This is a genomic window from Dickeya poaceiphila (assembly GCF_007858975.2).
Classification (GTDB): Bacteria; Pseudomonadota; Gammaproteobacteria; order Enterobacterales; family Enterobacteriaceae; genus Dickeya; species Dickeya poaceiphila.
Window position 1 is genome coordinate 2,533,175 of record NZ_CP042220.2, and the last position, 24,447, is coordinate 2,557,621.

Annotated in this window: 20 protein-coding genes; 13 read left to right on the forward strand and 7 right to left on the reverse strand. The window is 53.7% G+C overall.

Annotated features, from left to right (window positions below; translation table 11 throughout):
* Positions 1–17: 17 nt before the first annotated feature.
* Together cydB and Dpoa569_RS11255 are read right to left on the reverse strand one after the other, a co-directional pair.
* Complete coding sequence (gene cydB / locus Dpoa569_RS11250) at positions 18–1,025, reverse strand: cytochrome d ubiquinol oxidase subunit II (protein WP_042869982.1); 1,008 nt, start codon at positions 1,023–1,025, stop codon at positions 18–20.
* Between the two features lies 1 nt (position 1,026).
* A complete protein-coding gene (locus tag Dpoa569_RS11255) occupies positions 1,027–2,442 on the reverse strand; it encodes a cytochrome ubiquinol oxidase subunit I (RefSeq protein ID WP_042869980.1) in 1,416 nt (471 codons plus the stop codon).
* Between the two features lie 580 nt (positions 2,443–3,022).
* On the opposite strand from Dpoa569_RS11255, the gene Dpoa569_RS11260 reads away from it, so the two are divergent.
* Positions 3,023–3,943, forward strand: coding sequence for a gluconeogenesis factor YvcK family protein (locus Dpoa569_RS11260; RefSeq protein WP_042869978.1), 921 nt, complete (start codon positions 3,023–3,025; stop codon positions 3,941–3,943).
* 387 nt (positions 3,944–4,330) lie between these two features.
* Here the strand turns inward: Dpoa569_RS11260 and uvrB are convergent, their stop codons facing one another.
* The 5 genes from uvrB to bioB all read right to left on the reverse strand — a co-directional run bounded on the left by uvrB (position 4,331) and on the right by bioB (position 10,712).
* Positions 4,331–6,343 (reverse strand): excinuclease ABC subunit UvrB, encoded by a 2,013-nt coding sequence (uvrB, locus tag Dpoa569_RS11265; RefSeq protein WP_042869976.1) that lies wholly within the window; start codon positions 6,341–6,343, stop codon positions 4,331–4,333.
* A 734-nt stretch (positions 6,344–7,077) separates the two neighbouring features.
* Positions 7,078–7,758, reverse strand: a complete 681-nt coding sequence (gene bioD, locus Dpoa569_RS11270) for a dethiobiotin synthase (RefSeq protein ID WP_042869973.1) — start codon at positions 7,756–7,758, stop codon at positions 7,078–7,080.
* Positions 7,751–8,533 (reverse strand): malonyl-ACP O-methyltransferase BioC, encoded by a 783-nt coding sequence (gene bioC, locus Dpoa569_RS11275; RefSeq protein WP_042869970.1) that lies wholly within the window; start codon positions 8,531–8,533, stop codon positions 7,751–7,753. Before bioC ends, bioD begins: the two co-directional genes overlap by 8 nt.
* Positions 8,520–9,674, reverse strand: a complete 1,155-nt coding sequence (bioF, locus tag Dpoa569_RS11280) for an 8-amino-7-oxononanoate synthase (RefSeq protein ID WP_042869968.1) — start codon at positions 9,672–9,674, stop codon at positions 8,520–8,522. The genes bioC and bioF overlap by 14 nt, the downstream gene beginning before the upstream one ends.
* On the reverse strand, positions 9,675–10,712 hold the full coding sequence (bioB, locus tag Dpoa569_RS11285; protein WP_042873872.1) for a biotin synthase BioB: 1,038 nt from the start codon (positions 10,710–10,712) through the stop codon (positions 9,675–9,677).
* Between the two features lie 89 nt (positions 10,713–10,801).
* On the opposite strand from bioB, the gene bioA reads away from it, so the two are divergent.
* From bioA to Dpoa569_RS11345, 12 genes are all read left to right on the forward strand, one after another.
* Positions 10,802–12,094: an adenosylmethionine--8-amino-7-oxononanoate transaminase gene (gene bioA, locus Dpoa569_RS11290; RefSeq protein WP_042869966.1), complete on the forward strand. Its 1,293-nt coding sequence runs from the start codon at positions 10,802–10,804 to the stop codon at positions 12,092–12,094.
* A 365-nt stretch (positions 12,095–12,459) separates the two neighbouring features.
* Entirely contained in the window at positions 12,460–13,131 is a 672-nt protein-coding gene (locus Dpoa569_RS11295) for a thermostable hemolysin (RefSeq protein WP_042869963.1), read from the forward strand.
* Positions 13,128–14,687: an AMP-binding protein gene (locus tag Dpoa569_RS11300; protein ID WP_042869961.1), complete on the forward strand. Its 1,560-nt coding sequence runs from the start codon at positions 13,128–13,130 to the stop codon at positions 14,685–14,687. Before Dpoa569_RS11295 ends, Dpoa569_RS11300 begins: the two co-directional genes overlap by 4 nt.
* A complete protein-coding gene (locus Dpoa569_RS11305) occupies positions 14,684–15,589 on the forward strand; it encodes a TauD/TfdA family dioxygenase (RefSeq protein WP_050569431.1) in 906 nt (301 codons plus the stop codon). Before Dpoa569_RS11300 ends, Dpoa569_RS11305 begins: the two co-directional genes overlap by 4 nt.
* Before the next feature lie 44 nt (positions 15,590–15,633).
* A complete protein-coding gene (locus Dpoa569_RS11310) occupies positions 15,634–16,572 on the forward strand; it encodes a hypothetical protein (protein ID WP_227983029.1) in 939 nt (312 codons plus the stop codon).
* Positions 16,569–17,936, forward strand: coding sequence for an MFS transporter (locus Dpoa569_RS11315; protein WP_042869957.1), 1,368 nt, complete (start codon positions 16,569–16,571; stop codon positions 17,934–17,936). Before Dpoa569_RS11310 ends, Dpoa569_RS11315 begins: the two co-directional genes overlap by 4 nt.
* Positions 17,937–17,965: 29 nt before the next feature.
* Positions 17,966–18,745, forward strand: a complete 780-nt coding sequence (locus Dpoa569_RS11320; RefSeq protein WP_042869955.1) for a helix-turn-helix domain-containing protein — start codon at positions 17,966–17,968, stop codon at positions 18,743–18,745.
* A 198-nt stretch (positions 18,746–18,943) separates the two neighbouring features.
* Positions 18,944–19,417, forward strand: coding sequence for a hypothetical protein (locus Dpoa569_RS11325; RefSeq protein ID WP_042869952.1), 474 nt, complete (start codon positions 18,944–18,946; stop codon positions 19,415–19,417).
* 288 nt (positions 19,418–19,705) lie between these two features.
* The gene (locus tag Dpoa569_RS11330) at positions 19,706–21,670 is read left to right on the forward strand and encodes a glycoside hydrolase family 3 protein (protein WP_042869950.1); all 1,965 of its coding nucleotides are present in this window, start codon (positions 19,706–19,708) and stop codon (positions 21,668–21,670) included.
* A gap of 148 nt (positions 21,671–21,818) precedes the next feature.
* Complete coding sequence (locus Dpoa569_RS11335; RefSeq protein WP_042869948.1) at positions 21,819–22,229, forward strand: CidA/LrgA family protein; 411 nt, start codon at positions 21,819–21,821, stop codon at positions 22,227–22,229.
* Positions 22,229–22,927 (forward strand): CidB/LrgB family autolysis modulator, encoded by a 699-nt coding sequence (locus Dpoa569_RS11340; RefSeq protein WP_042873870.1) that lies wholly within the window; start codon positions 22,229–22,231, stop codon positions 22,925–22,927. Before Dpoa569_RS11335 ends, Dpoa569_RS11340 begins: the two co-directional genes overlap by 1 nt.
* 100 nt (positions 22,928–23,027) lie before the next feature.
* Positions 23,028–24,350, forward strand: coding sequence for a PDDEXK-like family protein (locus Dpoa569_RS11345; protein WP_042869945.1), 1,323 nt, complete (start codon positions 23,028–23,030; stop codon positions 24,348–24,350).
* Positions 24,351–24,447 lie beyond the last annotated feature (97 nt).

Below are 24,447 nucleotides of genomic sequence, written 5' to 3' on the forward strand. Positions count from 1 at the left end.
TTCCATTGTCCCGGCCATCAGTGGTATCCCTCCTCCGGCCGTACCTTTCCCCGGAAAACGTAGTAACTCCAGAAGGTGTACCCCAAAATAACCGGGATAATCAGCAATGCGCCGAACAGCATAAATCCCTGGCTCTGCGGTGGCGCAGCCGCGTCCCACAGGGTCAATCGCGGTGGAATGATCATCGGCCACAGGCTGATACCCAGTCCGGTAAAGCCCAGGAAGATAAGCCCCAGCGTCAACAGGAAAGGCGCGTAATGTGCCTGGCGGCGAACGCCACGCACAATACCTGCCGCACACAGCACCACCAGAATCGGAACCGGCAGGAACCAAAACAGATTGGGCAGCGAGAACCAGCGCTGAGAAATGGCGGGGTGAGCCAGCGGCGTCCACACGCTGATGACGCCAATGACCACCAGCAACAACGCCACCAGTGACGGAGCCAGCGCCGACATACGGCGATGCAGCGTCTGGCCGGTTTTCATGATAAGCCAGGTACAGCCCAACAGCGCATAAGCCACCACCAATCCGATACCGCAAAACAGCGAAAACGGCGTCAGCCAGCCCAATGCCGGGCCAGAGAAATGGCGCTCAGTCACCTCAAACCCGTTGAGTACGGCACCGACGGTGACGCCCTGAAAGAAGGTAGCAACCAGTGACCCCCACATGAAGGCATGATCCCAAAACGGGCGATGCGATGGCGTGGCCTTGAAACGAAACTCGAAGGCGACACCACGAAAAATCAGCCCGACCAGCATCAATGTCAGTGGGATGGTCAGCGCATCCACAATCACCGCGTAGGCCAGCGGAAATGCGCCAAACAAACCGGCACCGCCCAGCACCAGCCAGGTTTCGTTGCCATCCCATACCGGTGCGACGGTATTCACCATCACATCCCGGTCGCTAATCCGCCGATTAAAGAGAAACAGAATACCGATGCCCAGATCAAACCCGTCCATCACGATGTACATCAGCGTGGCGAAGATGATGATGGCGAACCAGATGACAGAAAGTTCGATGCCCATGTTATTTCTCCTCTTCCAGCGTTTCCTGCACCGCAGACAGCGGCCTCGCCGGTGTCTGCGCCCACCCCGGTCCACCGTCGGGCACAACATCACCGTCTCCCGGTTGCGGCCCTTTTTTAATCAGCCGCGCCAGATAGACATAACCCACGCCAAATACCGACAGATACACGGCAATAAATAACAACAGGCTGATGCTCATCTGCAAGTCGCCGTGTGCCGATACCGCATCACGTGTACGTTGCAGGCCGTAAACCACCCACGGCTGACGACCCACTTCAGTGGTGAACCAACCCGCCAGAATGGCTATCAACCCTGACGGTCCCATCAACAGGGTGAACCACAAAAATGGCCGCGACTGATACAAGCGTTGACGCCAGCGCAGCCACAGGCCAATCACACCCAGCAGGACCATCAGCATTCCCAGACCGACCATGATACGGAACGACCAGAACACTACCGGCGAGTTGGGCCGTTCCTCTTTGGGGAAACGCTTCAATGCCGGAACTTGCTTGTCCAGACTGTGGGTCAGAATCAGGCTGCCCAGATAAGGCACTTTCAGCGCATAGTGAGTGGTTTCCTGCGCCATATCCGGCAAACCTATCAGAATCAGCGGCGTGGGTTCCCCCGGCGGGTTATCCCAGTGGCCTTCAATCGCGGCAATTTTGGCTGGCTGATATTTCAGCGTATTCAGGCCATGCATATCCCCCAACAACGCCTGAATCGGTGCGACAATCAGCGCCATCCACAGTGCCATCGACAGCATTTTGCGGATCGCCGGGGTATCGTTGCGACGCAACAAATGCCAGGCAGCGGAGGCACCGACAAAAAAGGCGCTGGCGAGAAACGCTGCCGTCGCCATGTGCAGCAACCGGTACGGAAAGGACGGGTTGAAGATAACCGCCAGCCAGTCTACCGGCACAACGACGCCATTATGAATCTCGTAGCCTTGCGGGGTCTGCATCCAACTATTGGAAGCCAGTATCCAGAAAGTAGAAATAATCGTGCCAAGCGCCACCATGCAGGTAGCGAAAAAGTGCAAGCCTGGTCCCACCCGCTGCCAGCCAAACAGCATCACGCCAAGAAAACCGGCCTCCAGAAAGAAGGCAGTCAATACTTCATAGGTCAGCAATGGGCCGGTGATACTACCGGCAAACTGGGAAAACCCGCTCCAGTTGGTGCCAAACTGGTAGGCCATTACCAGACCGGAGACCACGCCCATGCCAAAGTTGACGGCAAAGATTTTCGACCAGAAATGGTAGAGATCGCGGTAGTCGCGGTTTTGGGTTTTCAGCCACAACCCTTCCAGCACCGCCAGAAAACTGGCCAGCCCGATGGTAATGGCGGGGAAAATAATATGGAAAGATACCGTGAACGCAAACTGTATCCTTGCCAGATGAAATGCATCGAGTCCGAACATGTCTTACCCCTGAGCTGTAATCAGCCCTTGCTATCGATTTACTTGTCGGCTGACGCGCAGCAGACCAGAAACAAGCAACATCACCGAGCGCGCCACTCATAGAGCGCCGATGGCGAAATACTGCCGACAGGGATGGTAAAATGGGCGGAAATGAATGGACATAAACAGTCCGTACTATTTACGCTATAACAGTATGCTTTATTTGTGCGAATTTTTTATTTATTCAATCTTATAAACCAGAATGACAAAATAAAAATTAAAATATAAAACAACAAGTTAAAATACAGAATAAAAAACATAACAAGATAATTGATTACACGAATGACAAATAAATTATATTTTCAAAAAAATGGTTTCCTGTTGCTGACAATCAGGCTGCATTTTCTGACCATCACCAGAAAACCACCTGCCATCAGGCTGTTACATATTCTGTTATGCTGCTGTTGAGGTTCAGGACGTGCATCCGCGAGCAGTAGACAAGAGGTCTAAAATTTTCCGGCGGCGCTTATGCTGCTTTAATCAAATATGTGCTATAAATCCGCTACTTTTTAAGCTAGTTAACCGAAATATAAGGGTATTCATGGGTAATCGCACGTTGGCGGAGCTGGGTAGCGTGGTCGCACTGGGTGGCGGCCATGGACTGGGGCGCGTGATGTCATCGCTCTCCTTTCTCGGCTCGCGGCTGACCGGTATCGTCACCACCACCGACAATGGCGGTTCTACCGGACGCATTCGCCGCTCGGAAGGCGGCATTGCCTGGGGCGACACCCGTAACTGCCTTAATCAGTTGATCACCACCCCCAGCGTAGCGTCGGCCATGTTCGAATACCGCTTCAACGGTAACGGTGAGTTGTCGGGCCACAACCTTGGCAATTTGATGCTCAAAGCCATGGATCATCTCAGCGTGCGTCCGCTGGAAGCCATCAACCTGATACGCAATCTGCTTAACGTGGATGCACGGCTGATTCCGATGTCGGAACAGCCAGTGGACCTGATGGCGGTTGATACACAAGGTAATCTGGTCTATGGCGAAGTCGCGGTGGATCAACTGGCCACCCTGCCACAGGATCTGATGATCTACCCAACTGCGCCTGCGACACAGGAAGCCCTGACAGCCATTTCCGAAGCAGATTTGATACTGATCGGCCCCGGCAGTTTTCTCACCAGCCTGCTCCCCCCGTTGCTGCTTGCCGATCTGGCTCAATCGCTGCGCGATGCTCATGCGCCTGTGGTGTACATCGGTAATCTGGGCGGCGAGCAAAGCCAGATAGCCACTCGCCTGACACTGGCGCAGAAACTACAGCTTCTCGAAAGAAAAATTGACGGGCGTATCATTGACGCCATGGTCGTAGCCCCCCAAACGGACACCAGCGGCGTGAATGATCGCCTGATTATCCGCCAACCGCTGGGGGCACAGGACGTGCCGCATCACCATGATCGCGTATTATTGTGCGCAGCGCTGGAACAGGCGGTACAAGCGCTGGGGCTGTGTCCAGCTTAAATGGATTTATATTGAGATAGAGTAAAATTTCGTGCGCGACAAACTTTCATATTCCTTATTAAACAATAAATTGCGCACGAAAAGGAGAGGCTCACACGCCGCCTCTCCTTGACCACTGGCTGATAGGCTAAACTGCGCCGCTACGCGGTGCCTTCGGCGTTCATCGCCGCTATTCGGGCCGCCTGCGACGCGATTACTCGCCACATGCTGTGGCTCGCCCTGCGGGCCAGCGTAAACGCTGTTCAAAAACGCTTTTCGCGTTTTTGTCCGACGCGGCGCAGACTTTCGCGGCATCCATGCCGCTCACCCGGCGTCGATGCTCACCTCAGCGCAGTTTTTTACGCCGAAAAACAATCTCAATAAAATATCCCCGGACTAAAACTAACGTCAGGATGCCGCAATAAACTGCTCGCGTAGCGCGTGGATTTCGTCGCGCAGACGGGCGGCCTCTTCGAACTCCAGATTCTGTGCATGAGCCAGCATCTGGCTTTCCAGTTCTCGGATTTTCTGGTCCAGCGCTTTCGGCGACAGTTGCTGATACCGGGCCGTCGGTTCCGCCGCTTTCTTGCCGCGCCCTTTGCCCTTACCGTTGACAGGCTGACCAATCTGCAAAATGTCGCCAATCTTCTTGTTCAGGCCCTGCGGTACAATGCCATGTTGTTCATTGTATGCCTGTTGCTTCTCCCGGCGACGTTGGGTTTCATTGATGGCGCGCTCCATCGACGGCGTAATCCTGTCGGCGTACAAAATCGCCTTACCGTTGAGGTTACGCGCCGCCCGACCGATGGTCTGAATCAGCGACCGTTCAGAGCGCAGGAAGCCTTCTTTATCCGCATCCAGAATTGCCACCAGCGACACTTCCGGCATGTCCAGCCCTTCACGCAGCAGGTTGATGCCCACCAGCACATCGAATTCGCCCAGCCGCAAATCACGGATGATCTCCACCCGCTCTACGGTATCGATATCCGAGTGCAGGTAGCGTACCCGCTCGCCGTGCTCTTCCAGATATTCGGTCAGGTCTTCCGCCATGCGCTTGGTCAGGGTGGTGACCAGCACACGCTCGTTGATGGCGGAACGCTTGCGGATTTCTGAGAGCAAGTCGTCCACCTGGGTGGTCACCGGGCGTACTTCCAGTTCCGGGTCCAGCAGGCCGGTCGGCCTCACCACCTGATCAATCACTTCGCCGCCGGATTTCTCCAGTTCATAATTGCCCGGCGTCGCCGAGACATAAATCGTCTGCGGCGCCAGCGCTTCAAATTCTTCAAATTTCATTGGCCGGTTATCCAGCGCCGACGGCAGACGAAACCCATACTCCACCAGCGTTTCCTTGCGCGCCCGGTCACCGCGGTACATCCCGCCCAACTGCGGAATGGTAACGTGGGACTCGTCGATCACCAGCAGGCCGTCAGCCGGCAGGTAGTCGAACAGCGTCGGCGGCGGCTCGCCCGGTCCTCGGCCAGACAAAAAGCGTGAGTAGTTTTCAATGCCGGAGCAATAGCCCAGCTCATTCATCATCTCCAGATCAAACGTAGTGCGTTGCGACAGCCGCTGTTCTTCCAGCAATTTATTGCCGGCGAGCAGTACCTGACGGCGCTCAGCCAGCTCGACCTTGATGTCTTCCATCGCCTGCAGGATACGTTCGCGTGGCGTCACATAGTGCGTTTTGGGGTAAATAGTGTAGCGCGGCACCGTCTGCACAATGTGACCGGTGAGCGGGTCGAACAGCGACAACCGTTCCACTTCTTCGTCAAACAATTCCACCCGCAGGGCGATATCTTCAGATTCCGCCGGGAAAATATCGATGACCTCACCGCGAACCCGGAAAGTACCGCGTCCAAATGCCTGATCGTTTCGGGAATACTGCAATTCCGCCAGTCGCCGTAAAATCGCGCGTTGGTCAATCAACATGCCCTGCGTCAGGTGCAGCATCATTTTAAGATAAAGATCCGGATCACCCAGGCCGTAAATGGCGGAGACCGACGCCACCACGACTACGTCGCGCCGCTCCAGCAGCGCTTTAGTGGCGGACAACCGCATCTGCTCGATATGTTCGTTAACCGACGCATCCTTCTCGATGAAGGTATCAGAACTCGGCACGTAGGCTTCAGGCTGGTAGTAGTCGTAGTAAGAGACGAAATACTCCACCGCATTCTCCGGGAAAAACGCCTTCATCTCGCCATACAACTGTGCCGCCAGCGTTTTATTGGGCGCCAGCACCATAGTCGGGCGATTGAGGTCGGCAATCACGTTGGCGATAGTGAAGGTCTTGCCGGACCCTGTTACCCCCAGCAACGTCTGGTGCGCCAGCCCATCCTCCAACCCCTCTTTCAGACGACGTATCGCTTCAGGCTGGTCGCCGGCAGGTTTGAAGGCAGAATGCAGTTTGAACGCTTTACTCATGAGCAAGACACCCGGATAAAAAACGGTTGGAATCACGCCAACGTCAGCCTGAGTCGGCCAGCGTCGCCATTGACAGGGAGAGACTCAGCTTAGTATGAAAATCCCCGGTCAGATTTGCCAGCCTCATATTACTGGATATAAAAACAGCATCAAGCAATTCTTAACCATTGGCAGCACAACGATAGCGTTCTGTTGACTAGCACAACCTGGTGTAATTAATCCAGAAAAAAATCGCGCATTTATCCCCAGAAATGCTGTTTCTCAAATTATCTGCTACGACCAGTGCCGGTGATTTATTCAAACAGGCCTTGCCGCAATAAAAGTGACTTGATTTTAATTAACAATTTGATTTTTAATGAATTTTAAAAAAAGCAGAGATTAGCGCCAAACCCGGCGCAACCCGCGCCAGCTCTTGGCTGGCGCGTTTTTTCTAACCCTAATACACACAGTTATCCACAGAAATAGTGGATAACTCCCACAAGCGCCCGTGCTTCCTGTATTAGCGTCTTTCACCACCTTTCCCCATCGGCGATGGTACAAGCGGCTTTTAAACAAAATTTCCATGTTTGACCCGCTGGTTGTTATAAAAAAAAGTGCTAAATGACACAGACTTAGCAAAAAGAAAAACGGCTGACTCCCAGGGATAGTCAGCCGTTTTCAAGATGGTTTTTTCTATCAATTTCAATTAGGAAACGGCATAAAACCGCAACTCACACAACATTCACTCAAACTCGTTAACGCCTTAGTAAAGTGATGTTTAAGTAATCACCGGTATTCTGCTGAAACGGCATGGCCAGATAAGGGATTTCCCCCAGTAGCGGGGCCGGTATGCCATCTCGCAGCGTCTGCAAATAGGCATCATGATAACGGCCAGGCGGCTGAATTACGTTGGCTATCCATCCCGCCAGCCGTAAACCGGCGTGCTGCACTGCTTTTGCCGTTAGCATGGCGTGATTAATGCACCCCAGTTTGACACCGACGACCAGAATCACCGGCAACGCTTCTTCCTGTACCCAGTCGGCGAAGGTTTGCCGCCCGCAAAGCGGCGTAAACCAGCCGCCAGCGCCCTCCACCAGTACCCAATTGGCCTGGCGTTCCAGATTGCGCAGGCCGTTACTGAGGGTTGAAAACGCAATTGGCCGGTGCTCCTCGGCACTGACGATATGAGGTGACGTCGGTTCCAGAAAAGCCAGTGGGTTCACCGCTTCATACGGCAATGTCACCGTGCTGTTGGCCTGTAACTGCAACGCATCGCTATTACGGATACCGTGTGGAGTCACATCACAGCCGGACGCCACCGGTTTATAACCGGCAGTATGGAATCCAGCACGGCGGGCAGCCTGCAACAGCGCTACGCTAGCGACGGTCTTGCCCACATCAGTATCGGTCCCGGTCACAAACCAACGTTCAGTCACGGTAAATCACTCCAAAAACGCGTTGATATGTCAGGGGATAGCCTTGCGGATGACGGCAGTAATGCCCAGCCAACGCGCTCAGTTGCCGACGAACCAGTCTGTTGTGCTCACGCCCATCGCGCAGCCAGGTGGCGCCAACGCCTTTGACCGAACGCATCAGGCTCAGTACATCAGGGAAATAGCAGGTTATTGGCGCCAGCGAGATATGAGCACGGTAATCACCGCAAACAGAAATAATCGCCTCCAGCGACAGAAAACGGTTAATACGTCGGGAACCGTCCAGTTGCCGCCAGGCGGCATCCAGTTCAGCCAATGTGCCCTGCGCCAGCGTGCAGAAGGCAATCACACCCCCTGATCGGGTGACCCGATAAAACTCGGCCACTCCGGCGGCAAAATCATCACACCATTGCATCGCCATGTTGCTGAAACTGATATCTACGCTGCCATTCGCCAACGGCAGGCGCTCAATATCGCCATGAAGATAGTGCGTTGCCGCCCGTCGCTGACGCGCCATTGCCAGCATCTCCGTCGAGAGATCCAGCGCCGTCACCCGTTTGCCGCACGCCTGCCAGCGAGCGCTGAAATAACCGGTGCCGCAACCGGCATCCAGCAGTTCTCTGCCACTATGATCGCCAATCAGCGCCATCAGATGTTCGCCGCTTTCACGCTGCAAGGCGGCAAAGCGGTCATATTGCGAGGCGGCCCGACCAAAGGCGTGGGCAATCGCCAGTTTATGGTGGGAATGCGATACCCCACCGCGGTCAGCCTGCGTCATACAGCACCTCCAGTAATCGGTCGATATCTTCTGGCTGATGGCTGGCAGTCAGGGTAATGCGCAGGCGGGCGGTACCCGGCGGCACGGTGGGTGGCCGAATGGCATTGACCCACAGCCCCTTAGCCCGTAATCGCTGCGCCAGCTCCAGCGACCAGCCGTTATCACCGACGATGAGCGGCTGAATGGCGCTCGTCGATGCCAGCAGACGAAACGGCAATTCGGCAGCGCCATCGCGGAAACGGCGAACGGTCTGCGCCAGTGCGTCACGCCGGGTTTCGCCGTCATCACCGCGTATGATCGTCAGTGCCGCTTCCAGCGCACAGGCTTGTGCCGGCGGCATGGCGGTGCTGTAAATCAGATGACGAGCAAACTGCAACAGATACTCCGCCACCGACTGGCTACATAAGATTGCCGCGCCGCTGACGCCAAACGCTTTGCCGAACGTGACAATCAGCAATTCGGGTTTTACTGCTTGCTGGCTACAACAACCGCGCCCTTGTTCCCCCACGGTGCCGATGCCGTGGGCATCATCCACCATCAGCCAGGCACCGTGATCGCGGCAGCGTTGATGTAACGCCGCCAGCGGTGCGGTGTCACCATCCATGCTGAATACGCCTTCGGTGACCACCAGCGTCTGGCCGTTAACTGGTTTTTCCAGCAGTTGTTGCAGTGATTCCGGTTGATTATGGTGAAACCGGCGCAGCGTGGCGGGTGACAGGCTGGCGGCTTCCAGCAGCGAGGCATGACTAAGGCGATCCGCCAGAATGCTATCACCTTCCGCCAGCAGCGTCGTCACCACCGCCTGATTCGCCGCAAATCCGGAAATCATCAATAGCGCCCGGTCATAACCCAACCAGTTCGCCAGCTGTTGCTCCAACTGTTCATGCGCGGTGGTATACCCGGTTACATGGCCGGAACCACCACTGCCCACGCCAAAGCGCTCCGCCCCTTGCTGCCAGGCACGCACGATTGCCGGGTGCTGGCTCAACCCCAGATAGTCATTGCAGGAAAAATTGAGGTAACGCCGTTGCTCGCGCACCAGCCAGCGACCGCCGCCACCATTATTCGGCAGACGTACCCGGTAGGCATCCTGCGCCTGCCGCTGCGCCAGCGCCTGATCGATCCGTTGCTGCCAGCTCATTTATACCGCCGCGTTGTAATATTGCTCAGTATCGGTATGCAGCAATTGCTCAGTCAGATGCTGCTGTTGCTGGTTATCGCCGTATTCAGTTTGGGTTTGCTGCGGGTTAAGCCCCAGTTTGCGAAACAGCAACAGGTCTTTATCTTCTTTGGGATTGGGCGTAGTCAGCAGCTTGCAACCGTAGAAGATGGAATTAGCGCCAGCCATAAAACACATCGCTTGCGTCTGCTCGCTCATCTGTTCACGTCCGGCGGATAGCCGCACATAAGACGTCGGCATCATGATGCGCGCCACCGCGATGGTGCGGATAAAATCGAACGGGTCTACATCGTCGTTTTCCGCCAGCGGCGTGCCTTTTACTTTCACCAACATGTTGATCGGCACGCTCTCCGGCGGCGTCGGCAGGTTTGCCAGTTGCACCAGCAGACCGGCGCGATCACGCACCGTTTCCCCCAGACCGACAATCCCACCGGAACACACTTTGATACCCGCGCCACGCACTTTATCCAGCGTATCCAGCCGCTCCTGATAAGTGCGGGTGGTGATGATGTTGCCGTAAAATTCCGGCGAGGTGTCCAGATTGTGGTTGTAGAAATCAAGCCCGGCTGCCGCCAGCCGTTCAGCCTGATCGTCGTGCAGCGTACCCAGCGTCATGCAGGTTTCCATGCCCATCGCTTTCACGCCGCGCACCATCGACTCCAGATACGGCATGTCGCGCTCATGTGGGTTTTTCCATGCTGCGCCCATGCAAAAACGGGTCGAACCCGCCGCTTTAGCCTGACGAGCGGATTCCAGTACCTGCTCAACCTGCATCAGCCGTTCAGTTTCAATACCGGTGCGATAACGCGCGCTTTGCGGACAATATTTGCAGTCTTCCGGACAAGCGCCGGTTTTGATGGATAACAGCGTGCTGACCTGCACCTGACGAGGATCAAAGTGCTGGCGATGCACCTGTTGCGCTTCAAACATCAGTTCCAGAAACGGCTTATCGAACAGGGACTGAGCCTGCTCCAGTGTCCAGTTTATGCGTTTAATCATCATCATCGCTCCGGCTAAAAAAGTCTCGTCAGTGTAATTTATGCGGGTATACTGTCAACCAAATTGATATCAGATTGGTTGACAACAGTATGAATCAGGATGACCTGAACTTCGACCAGCGCCATATCTGGCACCCTTACACCTCCATGACCAGCCCCCTGCCGTGTTACCCGGTAATCGCCGCCAGCGGCTGCCAGTTACAGTTGGCTGATGGCCGTCAACTGGTGGATGGTATGTCGTCCTGGTGGGCTGCGATTCATGGTTACAATCATCCACGGCTGAATCAGGCGCTGACGGACCAGATGACGCAGATGTCTCACGTGATGTTCGGCGGCATCACCCATCCGGCAGCGGTGGCGCTGTGCCGTGAGTTAATAGCGATCACCCCGGCAGCGCTGGAGTGCGTGTTTCTGGCGGATTCCGGTTCGGTGGCAGTGGAAGTGGCGATGAAGATGGCGTTGCAATACTGGCAGGCACGCGGGGAGCGCCGCCAGCGCTTCCTGACGCTGCGGCACGGTTATCATGGCGATACCTTGGGCGCCATGTCGGTATGTGACCCGGAAAATTCGATGCACAGCCTCTATCAGGGGTATCTACCGCCCCATCTGTTTGCCGCCGCCCCGCGCTGCGGTTTTGACCAGCCATGGCAGCAGGAAGATATCTCATCGTTCAGCACGCTGCTGCAACAATACCCGCATGAGATCGCCGCCGTGATCCTGGAGCCAATCGTGCAAGGTGCAGGCGGGATGCGATTTTATCATCCTGAGTATCTGCGTCAGGTCCGCCAGTTATGCGATCAGTACGGCATGTTGCTGATCGCCGACGAAATCGCCACCGGGTTTGGCCGCACAGGACGTCTGTTGGCCTGCGAGCACGCCGGGGTGACGCCGGATGTGCTATGCCTTGGCAAGGCGCTGACCGGTGGTTACATGACGCTTTCCGCCACGCTGACCACCCGTGCAGTAGCGGAAACCATCAGCAACGGCGAGGCCGGGTGCTTTATGCACGGCCCTACGTTTATGGGCAACCCGCTGGCCTGCGCCGTAGCTCTCGCCAGCCTGGCATTACTGGCGGAAAACCGCTGGCAGGCACAAGTAACGGCCATCGAAGGGCAACTGCGTCAGGCGCTGCTACCACTCAGAGATGCACCGACAGTTGCCGATGTGCGGGTACTGGGCGCTATCGGCGTTGTGGAAACCCATCGACCGGTCAATATGGCGAATCTGCAGCGATTTTTTGTCAAACGCGGGGTCTGGATTCGACCATTCGGCACGCTTATCTACCTGATGCCGCCTTTTATTATTGAACCGCTGGCATTAGCGCAATTAACCGATGCAATTGCTGATGCCGTCAGTGGCGGCTATACCTCACTTTTTAATTGAATTATCTCATCGGGTTGCTTGTCTGGATATTTAACGGCAAGCAACCTCACTCAAAATAATAAGCACGATTTTGGTTAGACTGCTTACTTTAATATTTTCTCAACCCAACACATTCTGAATTATTCCTGACACATCTATGTAGGCATACAACAGTCACAGAAATAAAATTAACTTTCGCTTATTAACTAAAAAGCAAAAAAATCAAATGTTTTTCCGCAATAAAATAAAAAAACTTTGTTATTTGCTTTTACCGTTTGGTCATATTTATGTCTGTCCTAATCGATATCATGTCCTGAACAATCATTCTTCAAACGCGTCAACTCCTCTACTATTCGTCCCATACAAAACTTAAGGAGGAGAACAACATGACCTGTTTAATCCAGAAAAACATGGATATCTGCGGACCCGATACACAACTCGATATTATTCATCCCCACGATGATGATGCTATCGAGGTAAAAAAATACATCGCTGACATTTATCTCAGAACGTATAAAGCAACCATTTCCCCTTCACCCGATATCATTATCTGTAGCCGGAATGCGTCCAGTAAAAAAATCATGGCCAGTGCAGGTATCACTTTCGCCGCACAACATGAAAAACTATTTTCTGAGCGTTATTTACCGGACTCCCTTGAATCATTGATCAATAAACATACCGATCACCCGATTTATCGCCACCAACTGGTTGAGATCGGCGCATTGGCCTCTGATAACCCGAACGCTTCCGCCGACCTTATCCGCACGCTGCCGATTATGGCGTGGTTCATGGGGGCAACAGCTATTCTGTGCACCTCAACCCGGCGGTTAAGAAAATTGCTGGAGTATTATCACATCCCTTTTCAACCCATCACCGATGCCTCTCCGCTGGCGTTGTCAGAACAAGAGCGGCAGATCTGGGGGAGCTATTACGACCAATCGCCCCAGACGGGCATCATTCTGTTATCTCAGTGCGGCCACCTGTTCGAGCACTACTCAGGACGGCTGATGATGGCGGATTTTAATCACATCATTCGAGAATCACAGGTGGCGGCATGAATATTCTTAACCGCATTGTCGAACAAGCCAGCCATACTCCGGATGCTCCAGCCATCATTCAGTTGCAGAACGCGGGTGGCGAAACCCACTACTGCTATGCCTCACTGCTGAAAGATGTGCGCGTACTGGCAGCGGATATTCTTGCCCGTGAAACCTCGCAGGGCGACGCCCAGCCAAAACCAGTCGGCCTGATTATGGGAAACAGCGCAGAATGGGTGGTGGCAGATTTAGCCCTGCTGTATGCCAACCGGGTGGAAGTCCCCGTACCCCTCGCATTTTCAGCAGAACAAGCCGCCTGGTTATTGCGTGATTGTGATGTGATTCTGACGGATGCCATCGGCCAGCAGCAACTGGAAGTGTGGCGTCAACGCGGGTTATCGCTGGATGCCACCTTAATTCCGATTACGCTCTCCGACCTGCCGGGCTTACCTGCCGGCGCGAGTGAGCCACCTGACGCGGCACAGGATACGATTATCAAAGTTATCCACACCTCCGGCACAACCAGCCAGCCCAAAGGGGTGCAGATCCGCCGTCATGGTCTGGATGCGTTGGTCGATGCGTTATGGCAACGTGCCGCTCAAGGTGATTACCACCGCTATTTATGTCTGGTTCCATTGAGTCTGCTGATTGAGCAGGTCACCGCGATTTATATGCCGTTAACCTCCGGCGGGGCGATTGTATTACCCCCCGTCACGCTCCCCCCGTTGGGAAGCCCTGGCGTACAGGCCGCTGACCGCCTGCCGCTGATTGCCTCTGCCCGACCAACCGCGATGACGCTGACCCCGGCATTGGTGGAAGCGCTGGCCGAAAAAGCCTGGGGATGTGCGCAGGAAAACCGGTTGCAGGCACTCTTTGGTCATGATCGCCTGCCTTTGCTGGCGGTCGGCGGCGCCCCCGTGGATAGCGACATCCTGCTGGGACTGAACCAGCTCGGCATCCCGGTTTACGAAGGTTACGGTCTGAGTGAGAACAGCTCAGTTGCCTGCTGGAACTACCGGGGCGCTCATCGTATCGGCACCGTTGGTCAGCCACTGGCACATGTTGAAATCCGTCTGGCCGACGATGGCGAACTCTGTCTGCGCAGTTCCTCGCTATTTGCCGGGTATGCGGGCGAAGACCCTAGCAGTTGCCATGTCGATGCTGACGGCTGGCTGCATACCGGAGACATCGCCCGGCAGGATGATAACGGCTTTATCTCCATCATCGGTCGCAAGAAAACCATGATCATCACCGCCAACGGCAGAAATATTTCACCCGAATGGCTGGAAACTGCGTATCGCTCGGTGCCTGGCGTACTGACTGCGATTGTATTTGGCGACAAGCAGCAGTTTCTTGGCGGCATATTTATCGTCAATGACATCAGCAAAGCGGACAGCATCCGCCAGGCCATTCATGACTATGCCCGTCAGCATTTGAATGAACTGGAGCAAATCAACAACCCGATTCTGCTCCCGCACCATCCTGACATCATGGAACAGTTGTTCACCGTTACCGGTCGGCCACGCCGTAATGCCGTTGCCGACTTTCTTGCAAAAAATGAGGTTAATGTCGAATGAATATCAAGGAAATGACTCATACATCCCACGCTGGGCTGGTTATTACTTCACAGAATGAAGGCGATGTTACCGCACTGACATCTGACTATTTGTTGAAACAGCTGCGTACGCACGGCTATCTGATCCTGAGAGGTTTCCGCCACAGTATTGCTGATTTCTCCGAACGCGTGCGCAGCACCAGCAGCCGCATTAGTCTGGACCCCGCTCGCAGTTTTGACGGCGATACCGCACAGAAAGTGGACGCAGGTTATGACAAGGTCGGCCTGCATTGTGAGAATGGCAATAGCCCTTTTTGGCCCGATCTGTGCTGGTTTTATTGCCAGAAAGCGCCGTCACAAGGTTCACAAACCACTATCTGCGATGGGAAGGCCGTCTATGAGAAGATGACCGACGCACAGCGTGCCGCATTCCTGTCACAGGATATTGTCTATTCCCGACGAGTGGATGAGAAAAAGTGGAAAACCTATGCGCTGCACGCGCTGGCCGGTCAGCCCGGCGCGCCAACCTCGATTGACGACATCACGCTGGAACACCTGTACTCCGTCGCGCAGGGTGATACGGGGATACAGATTGACCAGCTTGATGATGGCGCTATCCGTTATTCGTTCCAGACATCAGCGATTATTGGCAGCCGTATTAATTCACAGGAAACGCATAATTTCGCCAACAGCATTTTCGGGCCGTCGAATAACTATGAAACACCGGTTATTACTTTTGCCGACGGCAATCCTATTCCCGACACGCTGCTGGCGGAAATGGATGAGCTATGCGAAAGCCTGACGTTTGACGTCGGCTGGCAGCAAGGCGATATCGTATTAATTGACAATACGCGTGTTATGCATGGTCGCCGTCGCATCGAAGACAAAGACAGAACCATCTTCAACGCGCTGTCTTATGTATAACGATATCCCAACCCCAAAGACCACTCGATTTGAGGAAATAAGGTGTGAAGGAATTGATGCGTAACGAAAACGTAATGGATGCATTCAAAGCTATCAACCAATACGCCCATCTTAATAATCTGCATCCTAACCGGATGCCTTGGGAAGAAGCCGCCACCGACAATGAATTAGCTTTCTTGTCGTGGGCACTGGTTGGGAAACATGATCAGCAGCAAAAAGCCATCGCTTATCTGTATAAGGAGCTGTCCCAATTAGCGGAAATCGAAATGCATGTCTCCACGGTGATGACACGCATTTTGTGCGAACTGCAATCGGATAACCCTGGTGTACTGGCAGGCGACGGTCTTTATCATGCGTTGTCGTGTTTTGCCTCTGAAGAAGTCAACCACGCCAACAGCTTTTACCAATATGTACGCCATCTTTCCGGGCGCGACATCAAACTGAGCAATAACCTGCACCAGCAGCGTATCGCACTGTATAGCGATAATGACGACCCGCTGATCAAACTGGCGGCCTTGTGTGCTACCGCGTATGTCGGTGAAACCGTCATTACGGTATTCGAACGACGCCTGAAGGTGCTGGACCCGATGCAGCATGGTTTTTTAACCCGCCTGTTGCATTTTCACGGTCTGGATGAAGCTCGCCATATTCAGTGTGATCACGCCATTTTCGACCACCTGATACCAAGTTTCTCCACCAGACAGCGTGCCAGAATGCACCAGTTGGTGACCGAAACCGAGCGGTTGAATACCGAATTGGCCAAAGCCTCAGCCGAGACGGTGAAATCCGCGTTCGATATCGATTACACCGAAGGGAATGATGCAGCAGAAACACAGTTGGCTATGACGTTGCGTTTCAGAGAAATCGTGCAGTCTGGCGAGATGATCCGCAAAGTGGATGACCACATGGATGAGCAGACACAAATGTTAGTCGCCAATTTCTCCAAATCTTCTCAAATACATAGCTGGAGTCCTTTCGCATGAAAGAACACGCTCTGAATGCGGCAGCAATGCCGCAACCAAAAACACGTTTAGGTGTGGTGGCGATTATCGCCACCCTATTTCTGGCTGCTGTGGATAGCACTATTGTCAGTACCGCGCTGCCTGCTATGCGCGATGAATTAGGCAACGCTGAACTCTGGCCCTGGATTATGTCCGGTTTTTTACTGCCCGTTGCATTAATTGCGCCACTGGCAGGAGCCTGCGCAGACCGTCTCGGCGTCTCCATTACGCTGAAAATCTGCCTGATCATCTTTCTGGCGGCGTCGGTTCTGGCGGCAATCAGTCCGACCATGGTCTGGCTTATCGCCGCACGGGTATTGCAAGGGTGTAGTGCCGGTGGCTTGATTGTGCTGACCTACGCTTTACTTGCCAGTTTGTTCGATGCCAGCCAACGCGGCAAAATGCAAGGTATGCTCAGCGCGGTCTGGGGACTTGCCGCGATTGTTGGCCCACTGTGCGGCAGCGTGTTAACACACTGGTTCGGATGGCGGTCGATCTTCTGGTTTAACCTGCCCGTAGGGCTGGGCGCGCAGTTATTGCTGGTGTTTACTCCCACCGTTGGCAAACGCCAGCAGGCCGTGAGCCTTGATATGGCAGCACAACTGGCGCTCATCTTGCTGGCCAGTATCCTGATGTGGCTGATGACCGGTACCTCTCATGTGACGATGCCCAGGTTCATTCCTGTTGCGTTACTGCTGATTAGCGCGGCAATACTGATCTTTCGTCTCTACAAGCAGCCGCTCAGCAGCCCTATTCCGGTTGAGTTTTTCCGCCACGGAGCGCTGTTCTCAGTCATTGTGCTGGTCATGCTCTCCAGCGCGGGACTTTATGCCGCCGTCACTCTGCTTCCTCTGGCGCTAAGCCAGTCTGGCGGCACCCTGTTATCGGGAGGTCTGTTAATTATGCTGGCGGCGCTGGGATGGGTCGTCGGGTCTGCTGTATGCGGTAACCTGCTTGCCAGCAAAGGGTATCGCATGATGGCTGCATCCGGTATGGCGTTGCTGGCTATCGGCTGTATGGTGATGAATGCCGCGTTGACGCTCAATAATACGCTGGTAATAGCACTGTCGCTGATCATGATTGGGTTGGGTATGGGCTTTACCGCCACCACAACACTGGTGCTGGCGCAAAATAGCGCACCGCCTGAACGCCTTGGCGCCTGGACCTCCACTATTCAATTTTTGCGCAACATTGGCGCAGCGGTTGGTGTGAATCTGCTGGCCACGTTGCAACAGCATGTCCAATCAGGAAATACATTTCAGACTTGTTTCGCGTTATTGGGGGGGAGTATGCTGATAGGTGTAATTTTTTGTTTCCTTATCCCCACTCTCTATCAAAAATCCTGAAAGGGACGTATGAAGACAACGGAATAATAATGGACGAATTGAGCCATCAACATGGTGCAGTATTTACAGAGCGTATCCTTGATTCGGTTTCCATGTCTGAAAATGTGCCGCACCAGCACGCTCAGGGACAGTTTGTTCTGGTGCGGCAGGGAATGCTGTACGGCCATAGCGCATTTCGCAACTGGCTTATTAAACCCGGTATGGCGGTGTGGATTCCGCCACATACCACGCATTGGGGACATGGCTTGCATCGGGTTGATTTAACCGTGCTGTATGTTACGCCATCTCTGTGTCACTGTTCATCCAGTGACATTAAACTGTTGGATGCCTCTACGCTTATCATCGGGTTATGCGAACGTCTGGCTTTTCCTCGCATACCGCTTAGCGACGAGCGGCGCAATCGCATCCTGCAGTTGTTATTCGAAGAAATTGATGAAATGCCAGCCAGTAATCTCTCCCTTCCTTTACCTGGCGATCACCGTTTGAAAAAGATCACCGATAGCCTCATCGCCACGCCGGCGTTACGTCGCAGTCTCGCTGAATGGGGAAAACTGGTGGGAGCAACCGAACGCACACTCGCCAGACTATTTGTACGGCATACCGGTTTACGCTTCACCGAATGGCATAATCGCCTGTTGTTATCAGAAGCCTGGCGTGGTCTGGCAGACAATAAATCCAACGATGAACTCGCCATTCAACTGGGTTTTTCATCCAGCGACTCCTTTGGGCACTGGTTTCGTCGTATGACGGGCAGCAGCCCCAGCCACGCACGCAAAAATCTCAACACCCAAAGCCTGCCGGCCATCTAATCCAGACAAAAACCATACCCAGTTTACAAGGCTCAACCCCCGCTGATGTTCTGCACAATCAGAACATCAACAGGTGACATACGGATTGGCATGAATTGTCACTTCTATTCGACAGCATGACGTTTTCGAGCATTCTTGACTGAATCGTGTTGCGTTACCTTAGGCACTCCACGATTCACGATGACAAAGGAAATCACGATGCTGGAATATAATCTGATGAAATTGGTTCATGCCCTGGCTTCAGTAGCCGCAACCGGCCCGTTACTGTTTGCACCCTGGCTTTCATGGCGGTTGCAATCCTGTCAGCAGAACCCGGAAAAGCAGTTGCTACTGAGCGGATTAACGATCACCGACAGATTTTACAATATCGCCGGCTGGCTGCTGATGATCAGTGGCGCTGTCATGTTATGGATGGAAGACTGGCACCGCTTATTCCAGTTGTGGTTTGTCCTGAGCGTTGCACTGTTTATTATTGACTCTATCGCGGAAAAGAAATGGCGTGACCCGGCCACTACTGCGCTGGACACCACTGCTCCCGGAGAACCTGGTTGGTTCCTGCACACCGCCCGTCTACATCGGGCGGTATTAACCCAAATGGGGTCAACCAGTCTGATTCTACTGGTAATGCTATTACACAATCAGTTGACTGCCAGCCTGCTTAGCCTCATGTAGTTTACTCGCTAAAACCCAACACGATATACGCTCATCTTCATGCTGATAAACGCTGCCACCTGGATAGGGTGGCAGTTCGCGTTAACGCACTATTTCTTTGAAGTCTATTCAGAATTTACCCCTGCCGACTTGAAGACCGCCTTAAAGCTGCACTAGTGTTGATTCGAATAATCGTATTCGAACAACCTCTCTGGCAGGACGACAGCGTAAGCCTCTCTCATACGTTGTGAGGCATTTTTGCTGTTGTCTACAACCACCGTGCTACCCAAAATAACGAGAAATCTACACATGGCAAAAAGTGCGATACGACCAAAAGCGCTGATTATTGCGCTACCCTTGCTGTTTTCCCCTCTGGCCAACGCAGTACAACAAGCGGTGCTCGATACCCGCGACGTACCACTGATTACCGTCGATGGGCTGACATTTAAGGACCTGAACCGCGACGGTAAACTCAATCCGTACGAAGACTGGCGACTGCCTCCAGCACAACGGGCAGCAGACCTGGTTTCACGCATGACGCTGGCCGAAAAAGCCGGGGTGATGATGCACGGTTCCGCACCGACGGCGGGCAGCGTCACCGGCGCGGGTACGCAGTATGACCTGAAAGCGGCAAAAACCATGATTGCCGAACACTACGTCAACAGCTTTATTACCCGACTTTCCGGCGAAAACCCGGCCCAGATGGCAGAAGAAAACAATAAATTGCAGCAACTGGCGGAAAGCACCCGACTGGGTATCCCCGCCACCATCAGTACCGATCCGCGCAGCTCATTCCAGTCGCTGGTCGGCGTCAGCGTGTCGGTCGGCAAATTCAGCAAATGGCCGGAAACTCTTGGTCTGGCCGCCATTGGTGATGAGGAGCTGGTGCGACGCTTTGCCGATATCGTACGTCAGGAATATCGTGCCGTCGGTATTACCGAAGCGCTGTCGCCACAGGCTGATTTGTCTACCGAACCACGCTGGCCGCGTATCGACGGTACTTTCGGCGAAGACCCGGACTTGACCAAAAAAATGGTTCGCGGTTATGTCACCGGTATGCAGAACGGCAAAAACGGCCTCAACGGTCAGAGCGTGATCTCAGTAGTCAAACACTGGGTCGGCTATGGTGCTGCGCAGGACGGCTGGGACAGCCACAATGTCTACGGCAAGTACGCCCGGTTCCGTCAAAATAATCTGCAATGGCATATCGACCCGTTTACCGGCGCGCTTGAAGCCCATGCTGCCGGCATCATGCCCACCTATTCCATTCTGCGTAACGCCCGCTGGCACGGCAAGCCTATCGAACAAGTCGGTGCCGGATTCAACCGTTTCCTGCTCACCGACCTGCTACGCGGCCAGTATGGCTTTGACGGTGTGATCTTAAGCGATTGGCTTATCACCAACGACTGCAAAGGCGACTGCCTTACCGGCGTCAAACCAGGTGACAAGCCGGTACCGCGGGGTATGCCCTGGGGCGTGGAGAATCTGACGCCCGCCGAGCGCTTTATCAAAGCCGTTAATGCCGGGGTTGATCAGTTCGGCGGCGTAACCGACTCGGCCTTACTGGTGCAAGCCGTACAGGACGGCAAGCTAAGCGAAACCCGCCTGGATACCTCGGTTAACCGTATTCTGAAACAAAAGTTCCAGACTGGTCTATTCGAACGCCCCTACGTGAATGCTGAACAGGCCAATAACATTGTCGGCAAAGCGGACTGGCAACAGCTGGCGGACGACACTCAGGCGCGAGCACTGGTGTTGTTGCAAAACAACAATCTGTTGCCGCTACGTAAAAATAGCCGAGTCTGGTTGCATGGTATCGATGCGAAAGCCGCGCAGGCAGCAGGATTTATCGTTGTGGATACGCCAGAGCAGGCAGATGTCGCGCTGGTTCGTACTCACACGCCGTACGAGCAGCCGCACAAAAACTTTTTCTTTGGCAGCCGTCATCATGAAGGGTCGCTGGCGTTTAGTAACGACAACACAGACTATCAGGCCATTGTACGCGCCAGCGCACGGGTGCCAACGCTGGTCACTGTCTATATGGAACGTCCAGCCATCCTGTCGAATATCGTGGGCAAAACCAGTGCATTGATCGCCAACTTTGGCGTCAGCGATAGTGTATTACTGAACCGGCTGGTTTCAGGCGCGGCTTACACCGCGAAACTGCCCTTCGAACTGCCGTCGTCCATGCAGTCGGTGCTAAAACAGCAGCCTGACCTGCCGTATGACAGCAATAAACCACTGTTCCCATTCGGTTACGGCCTGCCTCACTGACCCGCCGTCGCCCCGATGGAACCGGGGCGACAACCTCACGGCAACAAGACAACAGAAAAGCGCGTCCACGACCTCATTTTTGTGATTCATAGCACACTGACAATATTAGCGTTATCATCACTGCACGATTAATCAGGATATTCCTCCTATGCGCAATACCATCACACTGTGCTGGCAGTATTTACGCGCTTTCGCATTGATTTATCTGTGTCTGTTTGCCGGCAATGCGATATCCGCGTTACTTCCCATCACCATTCCCGGCAGCATTCTCGGTATGCTAATCCTGTTCGCCTTATTAGCGTCGCAGATTCTGCCTTCAAGCTGGGTCAAGCCCGGTTGCCGTTTGCTGATTCGCCATATGGCGCTGCTGTTCGTGCCTATTGGTGTCGGGGTGATGAACTATTTTGGGATACTGCGTGACCAGTTTGGCCCGATTGTCGTTTCCTGTCTTATCAGTACCTTTGTGGTAATGATCGTCGTCGGTTACACCACCCAGATAATGCACCGTGACCAACAGTTGCTCCGCCAAAACAGCGCAGACACGAAGGAAGAGAAATGATGCTGAGTTATCTGTGGTGGTCGCTACCGCTAACGCTGGTAGTGTTCTTTGGCGCCCGCAACGTGGCGATGACGCTAAAAATGCCGTTGCTGAACCCATTGCTGGTATCAATGCTGGTGATCATCCCGCTGCTGCTGGTGCTGGATATTCCCTACGACCATTATTTCAGCGGCAGTTCTATCCTTAACAGCCTGCTGCAACCGGCGGTGGTGGCGCTGGCATTTCCGCTGTACGAGCAGATGCATCAAATTCGCGCACGCTGGAAATCCATCATCAGCGTCTGCTTTATTGGTAGCCTCACCGCCATCATTTCCGGCACCGTCATCGCCCTGTGGCTGGGCGCTTCACGTGAAATCGCCGCGTCGGTGCTGCCAAAATCGGTGACCACGCCAATCGCCATGGCGGTCGCCAGCGCCATCGGCGGTATTCCTGCTATCAGCGCCATGTGTGTAATTTTTGTTGGTATTATCGGCGCAGTGCTGGGCCACGCCCTGTTCAACCGGCTGAAAATCCATGCCAAATCCGCCCGCGGGTTGGCAATGGGCACGGCCTCTCACGCACTGGGCACCGCCCGCTGTGCGGAAGTCGATTTTCAGGAAGGTGCCTTCAGTTCGCTGGCACTGGTTATCTGCGGCATCATCACGTCGTTGATCGCGCCGTTTCTGTTTCCGGTGATCGTGCGTCTGATGGGTGCATAGTCGTCAGATACCCTGATGTCATCCAGATAGCAGGCTGGCGCCTCGAAATGCCGCTCGGCCTGCTTCCCTACACATGATAAGAAAACATTAAGACTGCCACATGGACGAACATGCATTTTATACCTTTCTTGAAGATAAACATTTCATCAAGTTACAGGAGCTGCTCAAGACATCAGACGACATCCTTGATGTCATTACGTTAAAGGAAAATCAGCACTCTCATATGTTGGCGTGGTGCCTGAATCCGAATGAAGGCCACGGCCAGCGAGATGCGATAATTAAAGATTTTCTGACCGCTGCCTATTACGCCAGCACAGAACATAAATACGATAATAAAAAATTCTTCCACACCTGGACCCCCGGTTTAATTCATCAGACCAGTTTTGGTTCGCTCTTTGTCTGTCGGGAGTTCAGCATTGTCGATGTTCACGAGAGTCGCCGCCGTCTTGATCTGTTTTTGATCGACCCGCAAAATAAATTTATTGTCACGATAGAAAATAAAGCTGGCTCAACCCCAGACGTCACCCAGCTTGATGACTATCAGGCTGCGGTGAAAAACGCGCTGGCGCGCAACGGCTGCTTTCAAGGCTATAAATTTCTGTTCGTCGCCATAGACAAATGGTTTAATCCGTCAGCCGAAAACGCCGTTGTCAGCCAAGCCAATCGCTGGGCATTTATGAATTACCAGTGGCTGAATAAGGCAGCGTATCGTGCCCGCCTGCAATCTGAAAACCATCATGCCTCAGTGCAACTGCTGTTATCGTACTGCCAGAAACAGACCGATTGGCAGAGTCCGGTCGAGCAAAAAATCTCCGAGCTTTCCGCTACGCTGGCAATCCGCTATGCGCCGCTGGTGGAATACTTTTACCAACAGAGAAATTGCTCGCCTGTCCAATGGCGAGCAAGCAACTTTACCGGCATAAATGCCGAAATGCTGCTCTTTCTGCAACAACATCGCCCGCTCTGCGACAAGTTGATCCAATCCCGCGGAATCGCTGGCGTACTGGTTAACATGAAGAAAGCCCTACCAGATTTGCAGAGGGATGACGGGTCGAACAATCTGCAAATCAGCCGTACCTGGTTCAATTTTGTCACCGACACCATGCTGGCAATCAGCGCGGAAACGTACTGGCCTCTCTACGTGAATATTTTCAGAGAAAAAAGCGAACACGTCAGTCATCGCTTCGGCCTGCGAGTATTCTATGCAGAAGCCTATTTGAACGAAGCTACCTCCTCTTCGCATTCCGCATTCACCGACTTGATCTATCAATACTTTCCCGCAGGACGAAAATCCAGGGCTTATGACTGGAAAACACTCAGTCATCAATGTGGACTGAGCGCAGCGGAGGTGGTTGAGCAGGCAAAAAGACTCGCACAAAAAATAGATGCGATCATTCAACAGAGAAATGATGAAACGACATGACTGGACGGCGGCGTATAACCGCTACCGTAATACCAGCAAGGCTTGTGCGGATAAACTTGAGATACATCTCGCATTTGTGATTTCTTTTTCATTTATT

Excerpts from the sequence above, each read along its gene's own strand:
- cydB (WP_042869982.1), bottom strand. The coding sequence starts at position 1,025 with ATGGGCATCGAACTTTCTGTCATCTGGTTCGCCATCATCATCTTCGCC.
- Dpoa569_RS11255 (WP_042869980.1), bottom strand. The coding sequence starts at position 2,442 with ATGTTCGGACTCGATGCATTTCATCTGGCAAGGATACAGTTTGCGTTC.
- Dpoa569_RS11260 (WP_042869978.1), top strand. The coding sequence starts at position 3,023 with ATGGGTAATCGCACGTTGGCGGAGCTGGGTAGCGTGGTCGCACTGGGT.
- uvrB (WP_042869976.1), bottom strand. The coding sequence starts at position 6,343 with ATGAGTAAAGCGTTCAAACTGCATTCTGCCTTCAAACCTGCCGGCGAC.
- bioC (WP_042869970.1), bottom strand. The coding sequence starts at position 8,533 with ATGACGCAGGCTGACCGCGGTGGGGTATCGCATTCCCACCATAAACTG.
- bioF (WP_042869968.1), bottom strand. The coding sequence starts at position 9,674 with ATGAGCTGGCAGCAACGGATCGATCAGGCGCTGGCGCAGCGGCAGGCG.
- bioB (WP_042873872.1), bottom strand. The coding sequence starts at position 10,712 with ATGATTAAACGCATAAACTGGACACTGGAGCAGGCTCAGTCCCTGTTC.
- bioA (WP_042869966.1), top strand. The coding sequence starts at position 10,802 with ATGAATCAGGATGACCTGAACTTCGACCAGCGCCATATCTGGCACCCT.
- Dpoa569_RS11295 (WP_042869963.1), top strand. The coding sequence starts at position 12,460 with ATGACCTGTTTAATCCAGAAAAACATGGATATCTGCGGACCCGATACA.
- Dpoa569_RS11300 (WP_042869961.1), top strand. The coding sequence starts at position 13,128 with ATGAATATTCTTAACCGCATTGTCGAACAAGCCAGCCATACTCCGGAT.
- Dpoa569_RS11305 (WP_050569431.1), top strand. The coding sequence starts at position 14,684 with ATGAATATCAAGGAAATGACTCATACATCCCACGCTGGGCTGGTTATT.
- Dpoa569_RS11315 (WP_042869957.1), top strand. The coding sequence starts at position 16,569 with ATGAAAGAACACGCTCTGAATGCGGCAGCAATGCCGCAACCAAAAACA.
- Dpoa569_RS11320 (WP_042869955.1), top strand. The coding sequence starts at position 17,966 with ATGGACGAATTGAGCCATCAACATGGTGCAGTATTTACAGAGCGTATC.
- Dpoa569_RS11325 (WP_042869952.1), top strand. The coding sequence starts at position 18,944 with ATGCTGGAATATAATCTGATGAAATTGGTTCATGCCCTGGCTTCAGTA.
- Dpoa569_RS11330 (WP_042869950.1), top strand. The coding sequence starts at position 19,706 with ATGGCAAAAAGTGCGATACGACCAAAAGCGCTGATTATTGCGCTACCC.
- Dpoa569_RS11335 (WP_042869948.1), top strand. The coding sequence starts at position 21,819 with ATGCGCAATACCATCACACTGTGCTGGCAGTATTTACGCGCTTTCGCA.
- Dpoa569_RS11340 (WP_042873870.1), top strand. The coding sequence starts at position 22,229 with ATGCTGAGTTATCTGTGGTGGTCGCTACCGCTAACGCTGGTAGTGTTC.
- Dpoa569_RS11345 (WP_042869945.1), top strand. The coding sequence starts at position 23,028 with ATGGACGAACATGCATTTTATACCTTTCTTGAAGATAAACATTTCATC.